This window comes from Aeromonas sp. 97A (assembly GCF_051919185.1).
In the GTDB taxonomy this organism is placed as follows: Bacteria; Pseudomonadota; Gammaproteobacteria; order Enterobacterales; family Aeromonadaceae; genus Aeromonas; species Aeromonas veronii.
The window spans coordinates 1,362,689-1,374,746 of sequence record NZ_JBQBFF010000001.1 but is presented as its reverse complement, the minus strand read 5'-3'; the positions used below and the strand labels follow the sequence as shown (position 1 = coordinate 1,374,746).

General features: G+C 58.9%; 12 protein-coding genes. All 12 read right to left on the bottom strand.

All coding sequences use genetic code 11. The annotated features are described in order from the left end of the window. Window positions 1–52: 52 nt before the first annotated feature. Window positions 53–1,057: a substrate-binding domain-containing protein gene (locus tag ACTG27_RS06250; RefSeq protein WP_216977663.1), complete on the bottom strand. Its 1,005-nt coding sequence runs from the start codon at window positions 1,055–1,057 to the stop codon at window positions 53–55. Then, complete coding sequence (rbsK, locus tag ACTG27_RS06245) at window positions 1,057–1,989, bottom strand: ribokinase (RefSeq protein WP_439979316.1); 933 nt, start codon at window positions 1,987–1,989, stop codon at window positions 1,057–1,059. The genes ACTG27_RS06250 and rbsK overlap by 1 nt, the downstream gene beginning before the upstream one ends. A gap of 108 nt (window positions 1,990–2,097) precedes the next feature. Continuing rightward, on the bottom strand, window positions 2,098–2,973 hold the full coding sequence (gene rbsB, locus ACTG27_RS06240; protein WP_216951598.1) for a ribose ABC transporter substrate-binding protein RbsB: 876 nt from the start codon (window positions 2,971–2,973) through the stop codon (window positions 2,098–2,100). A 35-nt stretch (window positions 2,974–3,008) separates the two neighbouring features. Continuing rightward, a complete protein-coding gene (gene rbsC, locus ACTG27_RS06235; RefSeq protein ID WP_439979315.1) occupies window positions 3,009–3,977 on the bottom strand; it encodes a ribose ABC transporter permease in 969 nt (322 codons plus the stop codon). Beyond that, window positions 3,974–5,503: a ribose ABC transporter ATP-binding protein RbsA gene (rbsA, locus tag ACTG27_RS06230; RefSeq protein WP_139730691.1), complete on the bottom strand. Its 1,530-nt coding sequence runs from the start codon at window positions 5,501–5,503 to the stop codon at window positions 3,974–3,976. The genes rbsC and rbsA overlap by 4 nt, the downstream gene beginning before the upstream one ends. Before the next feature lie 36 nt (window positions 5,504–5,539). Further along, complete coding sequence (gene rbsD, locus ACTG27_RS06225) at window positions 5,540–5,959, bottom strand: D-ribose pyranase (protein ID WP_103252053.1); 420 nt, start codon at window positions 5,957–5,959, stop codon at window positions 5,540–5,542. A 233-nt stretch (window positions 5,960–6,192) separates the two neighbouring features. Continuing rightward, window positions 6,193–6,810 carry a glutathione S-transferase family protein gene (locus tag ACTG27_RS06220; protein ID WP_139473318.1) on the bottom strand — a complete coding sequence of 206 codons (618 nt, stop codon included), beginning with the start codon at window positions 6,808–6,810 and terminating at the stop codon, window positions 6,193–6,195. A 298-nt stretch (window positions 6,811–7,108) separates the two neighbouring features. Then, entirely contained in the window at window positions 7,109–7,639 is a 531-nt protein-coding gene (locus ACTG27_RS06215) for a hypothetical protein (protein WP_005351942.1), read from the bottom strand. Between the two features lie 506 nt (window positions 7,640–8,145). Further along, window positions 8,146–9,213 carry an extracellular solute-binding protein gene (locus tag ACTG27_RS06210; protein WP_005345409.1) on the bottom strand — a complete coding sequence of 356 codons (1,068 nt, stop codon included), beginning with the start codon at window positions 9,211–9,213 and terminating at the stop codon, window positions 8,146–8,148. An 81-nt stretch (window positions 9,214–9,294) separates the two neighbouring features. Continuing rightward, window positions 9,295–10,065 carry a spermidine/putrescine ABC transporter permease PotC gene (gene potC, locus ACTG27_RS06205; RefSeq protein WP_005336644.1) on the bottom strand — a complete coding sequence of 257 codons (771 nt, stop codon included), beginning with the start codon at window positions 10,063–10,065 and terminating at the stop codon, window positions 9,295–9,297. Continuing rightward, the gene (gene potB, locus ACTG27_RS06200; protein WP_429051763.1) at window positions 10,062–10,949 is read right to left on the bottom strand and encodes a spermidine/putrescine ABC transporter permease PotB; all 888 of its coding nucleotides are present in this window, start codon (window positions 10,947–10,949) and stop codon (window positions 10,062–10,064) included. The genes potC and potB overlap by 4 nt, the downstream gene beginning before the upstream one ends. Continuing rightward, a complete protein-coding gene (gene potA / locus ACTG27_RS06195; RefSeq protein ID WP_139408172.1) occupies window positions 10,936–12,039 on the bottom strand; it encodes a spermidine/putrescine ABC transporter ATP-binding protein PotA in 1,104 nt (367 codons plus the stop codon). The genes potB and potA overlap by 14 nt, the downstream gene beginning before the upstream one ends. Window positions 12,040–12,058: the final 19 nt, after the last annotated feature.

Here is a 12,058-nt window from a genome sequence, read left to right as displayed (position 1 = left end):
ATGACACAAGGCGACCTCGGGGTCGCCTTGTTTCGTTTATTGCCCCTGAACGTCAGGTGCGAGGGGCGCAGGATTGCCTGATCACCAGGTCCGGGTCGACGGTGATCAGGTGATTCTCCACCGCTTCGCCGTTGATCCGCGCCAGCAGGCGGGTGACGGCGAGGCGCCCCAGCTCCTCTTTGGGCTGATTGACGGTGGTGAGCGGCGGCGACATAAATTCGGCCAGCGCCACATTGTCATAGCCGACGATGGAGATATCCCGCGGGATCACCAGCCCCGCCTGATGGGCGGCACTGATGGCTCCCATTGCCATCATGTCGTTGCAGACAAAGAGGGCGGTGGGCCGCTCGGGCAATGCCAGCAGACGGGTCATCGCCTGATGGCCGCTGGCGCAGTCAAAATCCCCTTCCTGGATCCACTCTTGATTGATCGTGAGGCCTGCCTCCTGCAACGCCTGTTCAAAGCCAGCTTGGCGCTGGTTGGCGGGGGCGCGGCTGTGGGGGCCTGTGATGCAACCGATGGCGGTGTGGCCCAGCTCAATCAGATGGCGGGTCGCCAGATAACCGCCGTGGAAGGAGTTGTCGGCGATAAGGTCTACATCCTCGCTGACTAGACCCCAATCCATCACCACCACCGGCAGGCTCTTGAGCCAGTCGAGCTGGTTGAACACCTCTTGCTGTCCTTCGCTACACATGATCAGCAGGCCATCGACCCGCTTGCGCAGCATCATCTTGAGGTAGGAGAGGGCGGTTTCCGCCTGACCTTCTGTGTTGCCCAGCATCAGGTTGTAGCCCTGCTCGAAGCAGTAACGCTCCACCCCGCGCACTACCTCGGCAAAGAAGGGGTTGCTGGAGGTGGTGACCAGCATGCCGATACTGTTGGTCTCCTTCACCTTAAGGCTGCGGGCCACCAGACTCGGGGCATAGTTGAGATCACGCATGGCCGCAAAGACCCGTTCGCGGGTCTCCTCGGCCACGAAACGGGTCTCGTTGATGACATGGGAGACGGTGGTGGTGGAGACCTGGGCCCTCGCCGCCACCTCCTTGATATTGGCCATCAGTTCCCCTGCGCAGTCTGCTCAAGCAGGAAGGCGTCGACCTCCTGCTTGCTCGGGATGGAGCTCTGGGCGCCGAAGCGGGTGACGGAGAGTGCCGCCGCCCCGTGGGCAAAGCGCACCGCTCTGTGGAAATCGGCACCGGCCAGTTCCGCCGCCAGCAGGGCGCCGTTGAAGGTATCGCCTGCGGCTGTGGTATCCACCGCCTTGACCCGAAAGCCCGGTATCAGCTGTTGCTGCTGGGCGTTGCTGCAATAGACCCCCTGCGACCCCAGGGTGATCATCACATCCGCAATGCCCATCTGGTGGAAGCGGGCGGCCGCCTCGCGGGCACTCGCTTCGTCGGTGACTTTCACGCCGGTCAACAGCTCGGCCTCTGTCTGGTTGGGGGTGATAAGGTCCACCAGCGCCAACAGCTCAGCGGAGAGCGGACGGGCAGGGGCGGGGTTGAGCACCACCCGGGTGCCGTGGGCGCGAGCCAGCCGTGCAGCCTCATGAACGCTTTCCAGCGGCACTTCCAGCTGCAACAGTAGGGTGTGGGCGTCGGCGATCATCGCTTCGTGGTTTTTCACCACGGCAGGGGTGATGGCACCGTTGGCTTCGGCGGAGATGCCGATGCTGTTCTCCCCCTCATCGCTCACATAGATGATGGCGATACCGGTCGGGAGCTTGGGATCGAGTTCGACGGCGCTGACGTCGATGCCATCTTTGGCAAAGCCGCTCTTCATCTGGTGGCCGATGGCGTCATCACCAATGCGGGCGATAAAGGAGACGGGGGCGCCAAGGCGGGCGGCAGCGACTGCCTGATTAGCCCCCTTGCCACCCGGGACTACCTGATAGCTGTGGCCGGTCAGGGTTTCACCCGGGCGAGGAAAGTGGGGAACGCGCAGCACATGGTCTGCATTGACACTGCCCAGAACGACGAGACGATTCATGTTGACTACTCCTGATGCATCTTGGCTTGAACACTGTGATGGAGTGAGCCCAAGCCGGGAGGCACCTGAACGAGAGGGAAAAGGGGAGGCGAACCTCCCCTCGAGAACTTACTTGCTGACCACTTGCAGCGGTACCGGAATGGATTTCTCGACTGGCTGACCTTTCAGCACCTTGTCGGCAGTCTCGACGCCGATGGCACCGATCAGGGCAGGTTGCTGGGCCACGGTGGCGGCCAGTTTACCCTTGGCTACGGCGGCTTTGCCATCGTCAGTGCCGTCGAAGCCGACGATCATCACCTCTTTACCGGCAGCTTGTACCGCGCGGATGGCACCCAGCGCCATCTCGTCGTTTTGGGCGAACACTGCCTGTACGGTCGGATGGGCGGCCAGCAGGTTTTCCATGACGTTCAGACCCTTGGTGCGGTCAAAGTCGGCAGGCTGGGAAGCCAGTACCTGCAGCTTGTTGGCCGCCACGGCCAAGGCAAAACCTTCACCACGGTCGCGGGCGGCGGAGGTACCGGCAATCCCTTCTAGCTGGATCACCTTGGCACCTGTGCCCAGTTTTTCGGTGATGAAGTCACCGGCCAGCTTACCGCCCGCCACGTTGTCGGAGGCAATGTGGGCCTTGACCTCACCCTGCGCAGCGCCGCGGTCCAGGGTCAGTACCGGAATGCTGGCGCGGTTGGCCAGACGGATAGCGTTGCCGACTGCTTCGGAGTCGGTGGGGTTGATCAGGATGGCGCCGACCTTGCGCACGGTGAGATCTTCCATGTTGGAGAGCTCTTTGGCCGGGTCATTCTGGGAGTCCAGCACCACCAGCTCGTAGCCAAGCTCCTTGGCTTTGGCTTCGGCGCCCTCTTTCATGGTGACGAAGAAGGGGTTGTTGAGGGTGGAGACTACCATCGCCAGGGTATGGTCAGCAGCCTGGGCGGTGCCCAGCACGGACATGATGGCGGCAGCGAGCAGGGTATTGAGCTTTTTCATCATTTCATTCCTTGTGTGTGGCGTGTTTTACGTTGTTATCGGGTACTTTTGTTGTCGACCATCACGGCAAGCAAGATCACGCTGGCCTTGGCGATCATCTGGTAATAGGAGCTGACATCGAGCAGGTTGAGGGCGTTGTTCAGGAAGCCGATGATCAGCGCACCAATCAGGGTGCCCATGATGCGGCCCTTGCCGCCCATCAGGCTGGTACCACCCAGCACCACTGCGGCGATGGCATCCAGCTCGTAACCCATGCCCGCCGTCGGCTGGGCAGAGGAGAGGCGAGAGGTAACGATAAGCCCTGCCAGTGCCGAGAGCGCGCCGCACAGACCATACACCGCCAGCTTCACCCGATCCACATTGATACCGGAGAGGCGGGTGGCAGACTCGTTACCGCCCAGCGCGTAGATGTAGCGACCGAGACGGGTGTGGTTGAGCATGAACCAGGCGAGCAGGAAGACGATGGCCATCAGCCAGATGGGCACCGGCAGACCGAACAGGTAACCGGTACCGAGCCAGGCGAAGTGATCGGCGCCGTCACTGAAACCGGTGGAGATGGGGCGCCCCTCGGTATAGACCATGGTGATGCCGCGCAGGGCGGTCATGGTGACCAGGGTGGCGATAAATGCCTGCACCTTGCCCTTGGCAATGATGAGGCCGCTGACGCCGCCCAGCAGGGCACCGGCACCCAGAGTGAGGGGCACCACCAGCCAGATCGGCAGCTCCATGGCGACCATGGTGGCGGCCAGCGCGCCGCACAGGGCGAGCACAGAGCCGACCGACAGATCGATACCGGCGGTAAGGATAACCAGCGTCATACCGACCGCCATGATGGCGTTGACCGAGGTCTGGCGCAGGATGTTGAGCAGGTTGTCGGCGGTGAAGAAGTTGGGGCTCAGAAAGGAGACCACACCAATCAGGACCAGCAGGGCGACCAGGGATTTGTTCTCGATCCACCACGCCTTGCTCATAACGCCACGGCGGGAAAAGGTTTGGGTTGTCATTGGGATGCCTCTTGCTCTGCTTGCCACTGTTTACCGACTGCCGCCGCCATCAGCTTCTCCTGATTGGCATCGCGGGTGTTGAACTCTGCGCTGATGCGCCCTTCGTGCATCACCATGATGCGATCGCTCATGCCGAGCACTTCCGGCATTTCGGAGGAGACCAGAATGATGCTCATCCCCTCCTTCTTGAACTGGTTGATCAGCTGATAAATTTCCTTCTTCGCCCCCACGTCGACGCCGCGGGTCGGCTCGTCGAGGATCAGCACCTTGGGCCGGGTCAGCAGCCCCTTGGCGATGGCTACTTTCTGCTGGTTGCCGCCGGATAGCAGCTTTATCAGCTGATCCTGACTCGGGGTCTTGATGTTGAACAGGCGCACATAGTCGCTCACCGCCTGCCGTTCGGCCTTGCCGTCAATCTTGCCGTTGCTGATGAACTCGTCGAGGGCGCACAGGCTCATGTTTTCGCGCACCGACAGCTCCAGCACCAGCCCATCGCCCTTGCGATCTTCAGAGATATAGGCGATGCCTGCGGCCAGACCATCTGCCGGGCTTTTGGGCACCAGAGCATGACCGTCAACTTGCACTTCACCGGCACTGATGGGGCTGGCGCCGTAGATCAGCTTCATCAGCTCGGTGCGGCCGGAGCCCATCAGGCCGCTAAAGCCCAGAATTTCCCCCTGACGCAGGGAGAAGCTCACCCCGCGCACGCCGGGACCGGCCAGATCTTTCACCTGCAGGCTGACGGGGCCGAGCTCGCGCTCAAGGCGCGGGTACTGCTCTTCCAGCCGCCGACCCACCATCATCTCGATGATCTTGTCTTCATCCAGATCGCTCACCGCCTTCTCGCCGATCCACTTGCCATCGCGCAGCACAGTGACCCGATCGCAGATCTCGAAGATTTCCTTGAGACGGTGGGAGATATAGACGATGCCGCAACCTTGCTCACGCAGCTCGCGGATAACCTTGAACAGCTGCTCTGTTTCGGTATCGGTCAACGCATCGGTGGGTTCATCCATGATGATGACGCTGGCATCGAACGACAGCGCCTTGGCAATCTCCACCATCTGCTGTTCGCCGATGGAGAGATCCCCGAGTCGGGTATCCGGCCCGTGTTTGACGCCAAGTCGTGCCAGCAGGCCGCTTGCCCGCTCGCGCAGTTGTTTGTGGTCGATGCTGCCAAAACGGGTGCGCGGTTCGCGACCGAGGAAGATGTTGGCGGCAATCGACAACTCCGGCAGCAGGTTCAGCTCCTGGTGGATGATGCTGATCCCCTGATCCTGAGAGTCTCGGGGGCCCTTGAAGTGGACCGGCTGGCCGCGGTAGCTGACGCTGCCCGCATCGGCCTGATAGATGCCGGTCAGCACCTTCATCAGGGTGGATTTGCCGGCGCCATTTTCACCGAGCAGGGCCATCACCTGGCCCGGATAGACCCGCAGACCCGCTTCGTCGAGGGCGCGTACACCGGGGAAGGTCTTGACGATCCCGGTCAGCTCCAGAATGGGTGAGAGGGGGGAGGTTGTGCTCATTTGCAGCTTCCTTGAAGAGGCCTTCTTTGAAGAATGTCAGAACGCCACACCGGCGCAGAGGATCAGGTTGGCGTAGGGAGTCACCTCGCCGCTGCGTACGATCGCCTTGCTCTGGCGGGAGCGGGTTTTGAACTCCTCATGCAGGCAGTATTCGATGGCGATGGGCTTGCCCTGGGCGGCTGCGTGAGCCTCAAGCTGATCGACCAGAGCCTGATGGGCGGCCGGGCTGATCTGCTTGATCTCGCTTGCCATGATCGCTTTCTCCACCACCAGATCGGTGAGCAGGGCGGTCAGCACGGTTTCGAGGCTGGGGGTGCCCGCCATCAACGCCAGATCGATCCGCTCCGGCCCTGCCGGAATGGGCAAGCCTGCATCGCAGACGGTGATCTCGTCGGTGTGACCCATCTGTGCCACCAGAGCACTCAGGGGAGCATTGAGCAGTACGCCTCGTTTCATACAGCACCTCATCAGGCCTTGGCCCGTCAATCTGTGAACCGCTAGGCAACCGGTTACGCAACCGGTTGCGTCATGGCGCAAAGATAGGCTTTTTACCGGGGAAGGGCCACGGCAAAACCACGGAAATGTGAAAACGATCTCAAAGGCGGGAGAAGAAGTGCAGGGGAGGAGGCTGGAAGGGTGTCAGCAGAGCCCTGACACCCTTGTTATTTATCGAGCTATTGATTTTATGGTTAGTTGGCCAGTGCCTTGGCGACCGCCGGACGGCTCAGCATGCGCTGATAATGCTCGGCAACCTTGGGGAATTCACTGATCTCGACCCCATCGCTTTTCAGCCAGCCCGCGACCACGAACAGATAGATATCCGCCACGCTGAACTGCTCGCCCAGCACCCAGGGGCCTGCCAGATAGTGCTGCTCAATCTGGGCAAAGCCATCGCGCATATTGCTGGCGACTTTCTGTTGCATGGCGGCAATGGCCTGCTCGTCATCGGCCCAGCGGCTGCCACGGCGACCGTGGGCATGGGAGACATGCACGGTGGAGGCGAGGAAGCTGTTGACCTCCTGCATGCGGGCCAGCAGGAACGGGTTATCCAGCGGCGCCAGTTTGGCATCGGGGAAGCGCTGCGCCACATAGAGCAGCAGGGCCGGGGTCTCGGTCAGGGTGCCCTGCTCGGTGACAAGGGCAGGCACCCGCCCTTTGGGGTTGATGGCAAGATATGCGGGGTCACGCTGCTCCCCTGCGGCGAGGTTGACGAGACGGGGTTGGAACGGGGCATTTGCTTCCAGCAGGGCAATCTGCACGGCCATGGCACAGGTGCCGGGAGCGAAATAGAGGGTCAGATCGGACATGAATACTCCTGATTGGCTCAGGCCACCCGCAATATCGGCGAAAAATTGCTTCGCGGAGCACCACGGGCAGTCATGAAAAAAGAGAGGGGGAACGCTTGCCCCCCAACCAATCTACACCCCTGAGGAGTAATGAAAAAGCGCAGAATTAATCGGCTTTGGCCGCCTTGTTACTCGTCATACCTGAAGCCTATCGTTCAAGGCCATTAGCTTCATGGTTAAAATAAAAACTTTTGATATTAATACTCTTTTAAATACAATGTTTTTTAAATGAGTAGATCACTGTTCTGCTTGATGCATATTATGTTAGTTCTGACTTAATATCTGACCATGCTTTTTCTAAAATTTTTTGAGACTGTTCTTCAAGCGCTTTTCGGTATGCCCCGACATTTTTTGCAACGCCATCTTTCATAACAGCTTCATTATAAAGATCATGAATAAGGGATTTAATGATTTCAGTATATTCTTTATTGGCATCTAGCATTAGGTGTATTCTAGTTCTTGATGTAATTAACTGTGAGTGATACTCATAAAACGCCTCACTAGATGAAAACTGATTGTCGATATTGCGCCTCACTCTGATTGTTGAGGCTAGACTTACGAACTGAGAAATATGTTCTCTCAACTCTGTTATCCAAGCTTGTCGCAGTTCTGCCTTTTTAGCTAAATTTTGTGATTGTTGATTTTGTTTACTTATACGACCTACTGCTATAGACGTAAATATACTACCTATACCTATTAATCCCGTAATCATTATCATAGGCCAGTCGGGCGATATTGATAATAAAAATTCTTGTCCCTCACTAGATAAGACTAATCTTTCAACACTCATATTTACTCTGTAATATAATGGTGATTGGATGGGTAATGGTAATAAATAATACCATCAATTGGACTCGACTGTCTACTATACCTTGCTTTACATATCTTAAATTGGGCGAGATACACCTTAGAACCCATGAATCATAGCGATGATACAGGGTCGTATGTTCGATTAGCGAAGTGTAATCGGACGTTCGCGGTTTCGATAATACTGTACAGCCATTGCTTATAAACTCGTTTATTTTTCCCGTACTCCCACAATGGGGCAACTCTGAATCTGATCAAGATGGCCATATTTACCACAATCATCACCATACCCCCCTTCAAATCGGCTTTGAAGCTGGCTGTTTGAGAGGACGGTTGCTGTTCATATATGTTGCCTTGAATCGAGGTTCCCCGTGCCTCTCGGTGTTAAAGACTATTGCGCCGAGAAACCGTGCTGGTGGATAAAAAGAGAAGGGGGCAAATATTGCCCCCTTTATCCATTAATCCCGTCAGGGCTGATTAACCACCGACTTAACCGGCCTTGGCCACCATGGCTTTCAGCTGCAGGAAGTATTGCTCGTAGAGGCGGGAGGCGTCCCCCACATCGGACTGGAACTCGCCCTTGCGCTTGATCTCGTCGCTCGGGAAGACCATGGGGTTGTTGCGAAACGCCGGGGTGAGCAGGGGAATGGCATCCTTGACCGGGGTGGGGTAGCCAATTGCCTCGGCCACCTTGGCGGCCACATCGGGGCGCATCAGGAAGTTGATCAGAGCGTGTGCCTCCTTCACATGCTTGGCCTTGGCCGGGATGGCGAGGTTGTCCATCCAGAGCACGGCGCCTTCTTCGGGGTAGGTCATCTGGATAGAGGGGTATTCGCGCTGGGCGCCATAGGCCGAGCCGTTCCACAGCATGCCGATATTGACCTCTCCGGCGATAAAGGGGTCGGCCGGGTTGTCGGAGTTGAACGCCTTGACGTTGGGCATCAGCTTTTTCAGGTATTCGAACGCTTCGGCAATTTGCGCCTTGTCCTGGGTGTTGGGGCTGTAGCCCAGCTGCACCAGCGCGATATGGAACACCTCGCGGGCGTCGTCCATCAGCAGCAGGCTCTCTTTCCACTCCGGTGCCCAGAGCTGCTTCCAGCTGGTGACCGGCTGCTCGATGATGTCGGTGTTGGTGCCGATGCCGGTCGCACCCCAGATATAGGGGATGGAGTAGCGGTTGTCCGGGTCGTACTCGTGGTTGAGCAGGGTAGGGTCGAGGTGCTTGAAGTTGGGCAGCTGGGCGCGATCCAGCGGCTGCAGCATCCCCTCTTTGGCCATTTTCGAGATGAAATAGGTGCTGGGCACCACCACGTCATAGCCGTCGCCATGGGTTTTCAGCTTGGCGTAGAGGGTCTCGTTGGATTCGTAGGTGGAGTAGATCACCTTGATACCGGTCTCTTGCTGGAACTGCTCCAGCAGGCCGTCCGGCACATATTCCGACCAGTTGTAGAAGTAGACCACCTTGTCATCGGCCGCGTGAGCGCTCTGGCTCAGCAGCGGGGTGGTGAGGGTGAGGGCGGCTGCCAGCAGGGCGCCGGCCTTGTGTTGGATTGTCATCAACAACTCCTTGGGGTTATGGGGCCTTGCGGCCCACCGTGACAGAGTTCGCCAAAGATGGCGGGGACGAAACGGGCAGGGTCAACCCTGCCGTTTACGCAGTAACAGTTGTGCCAGCAGCACCATCCCGAGGGAGGCGACCAGCATCAGGGTGGCCAGGGCATTGACCTCGGGAGAGACCCCCACCTTGACCATGGAGTAGATCTTGAGCGGCAGGATCTCGTAGGCCGGGCCGGTCACAAAGGAGCTCACCACCACATCGTCCAGCGACAGGGTAAAGGAGAGCAGCCAGCCCGCCATCACCGCCGGCAGGGCCAGCGGCAGTATGATGCGGCGCAGGATGATCCACTCGCCAGCCCCCAGATCCCGTGCAGCCTCCAGCATCCGCACATCAAAACCGCACAGCCGCGAGTAGACGGTGATCACCACGAACGGCAGGCAGAAGGTGATGTGGGCGATCAGAAGCGACCAGAAGCCCAGCGCAATGCCGGTCACCACAAACAGGGTCAGCAGGGAGATGGCCATGACGATATCGGGGGACATCATCACCACGAACAGCATGCCGCTCACGTACTGTTTGCCGCGAAAGCGGTAGCGAAACAGCGCTACGGCGGTGAGGGTGCCGATCAGGGTGGCTGCGGTAGCGGTGAGGGCGGCGATGGTCAGGGAGTGCTGGGCCGCCTGCATCAGGCTGGCGCTGGCAAACAGCTTCTCATACCAGCCCAGGGTAAAGCCGCGCCAGTCGATGCCATATTTCGACAGGTTGAAGGAGTTGGCGATCAGCACCCCGATGGGTACATAGAGATAGCCAAACACCAGCAGCAAGAACAGAGCTTTCAGTGCGCGCATCATGCCAGCTCCCCCTTCTTGCTGAGCAGCTTGCCTGCCCGCCAGTAGCAGTAGACCAAGAGCGCCATCAGCACCGTCAGCATCACGCTGATGGCAGCACCAAAGGGCCAGTCACGGCTGTTGAGGAACTGGGTCTTGATCAGGTTGCCTATCAGCAGGTGCTTGGCGCCTCCCAGCAAGTCGGAGACGTAGAACATCCCCATGGCGGGCAGGAACACCAGCAGACAACCGGCGATGATGCCGGGCAGGGTGAGGGGCAGGATGATCCGCACCAGCCGCTGCCAGCCGTTGGCGCCAAGATCTCGCGCCGCCTCCAGCAAACGGCCATCCAGCTTCTCGATGCTGGAGTAGAGCGGCAGCACCATAAAGGGGAGCAGCACATAGACCAGCCCAATGATGACGGCCACCTCGGTGTACATCATCTGCAGCGGCCGCTCGATAAGCCCCAGATCCAGCAGCCAGCCATTGATCAGCCCCCGGGTGCCGAGCAGCACTTTCAGCGCATAGGTACGAATGAGGGAGTTGGTCCAAAACGGCACCACCACCAGAAACAGCAGCAGCGGGCGGACACGCGCTGGCAGATGGGCCAACAGCCAGGCAAAGGGGTAGCCCACCAGCAAGCAGATGCTTGTAGCGAGCAGCGCCAGCCAGAGGGAGTGGAGCAGCACCTCGAAATAGAGCGGGTCCAGCAGGCGGCCATAGTTGCTCAGGGTAAAGAGCGGCGCGATAAGCTCGGACTCGTCACGGGTCAGGAAGCTGACGCCGATGATCATCAGGTTGGGCAGGAAGACAAACAGCGTCAGCCAGCCGAGGATCAGCGCGATAGCCGTATTGCGAAAGCCGTTGTGGGCAAAGCTGTGCGCTACCCGCAGATTAGTGAGGCTCATAGGGCAGCACCACCTCCCAGCTGTCGACCCAGTGGATCGCCACCTCCTGACCCAGACGGTAGTCAAAATCGGGGTCATCCTCGTCGAAGAACTCGGATATAAGCAGCTGTTTGCCACTTTCGAGCTCGATCACCGAATCCAGCGTCGCCCCCTTGTAGTTGCGCTCGCGGATATTGCCCCGCAGCGCACTGCTCTGATCGTCATCCTGATCGAGAATGCGCAGATCTTCCGGACGCAGCAGCACCAGTACCTTCTCGTCAGGCTGGAACGGTAAGGTGGTATGGAGCAGGCATTCGCGCCCCTCTACCTCCGCCTGCCAGATACCGGGCTCGCGCTGGCTGATCAGCTTGCCATCCATCACGTTGATCTCGCCGATAAAGCGGGCCACGAACAGATTGGCTGGCGATTCGTAGATATCGCGCGGGGTGCCGCGCTGGATGATCTTGCCGCCCTCCATCACCAGGATGCGATCAGACATGGTGAGCGCCTCTTCCTGATCATGGGTGACGAAGACAAAGGTGATACCAAGGCGACGCTGCAGCGCCTTGAGCTCGCTCTGCATCTGCTTGCGCAGCTTGTAGTCGAGTGCCGAGAGGGATTCGTCGAGCAGCAGCAGGCGGGGCTTGTTGACCACGGCGCGGGCGATGGCGACCCGTTGCTGCTGACCGCCGGAGAGCTGATCCGGGCGGCGATTGGCCAACTCGGTGAGCTGTACCATGGCGAGAGTCTCCTCGACCCGCTGGCGGATCTCGCTGGCAGGCACTTTCTGCATCTCGAGGCCAAAGGCGACGTTTTCAAACACCGTCATATGAGGGAAGAGCGCATAGCTCTGGAACACGGTGTTGATGTGCCTGTGTTCGGCGGGGATATGGGTGATCTCGTCACCGGCCAGATGGATGGTGCCACCGTCGACCGATTCTAGCCCGGCCAGCAGGCGCAGCAGGGTGGTCTTGCCACAGCCGGAGGGGCCCAGCAGGGTAAGAAATTCACCGTCATAGATTTCAAGGTCAAGGTCACTCAGGATCACCTTGCCATCGTATTTTTTGCTGATCTTGTTCAGCGCGACAATTACCTGTGGATTGTTCATCATCCGCCAGTCTCACCCCAGC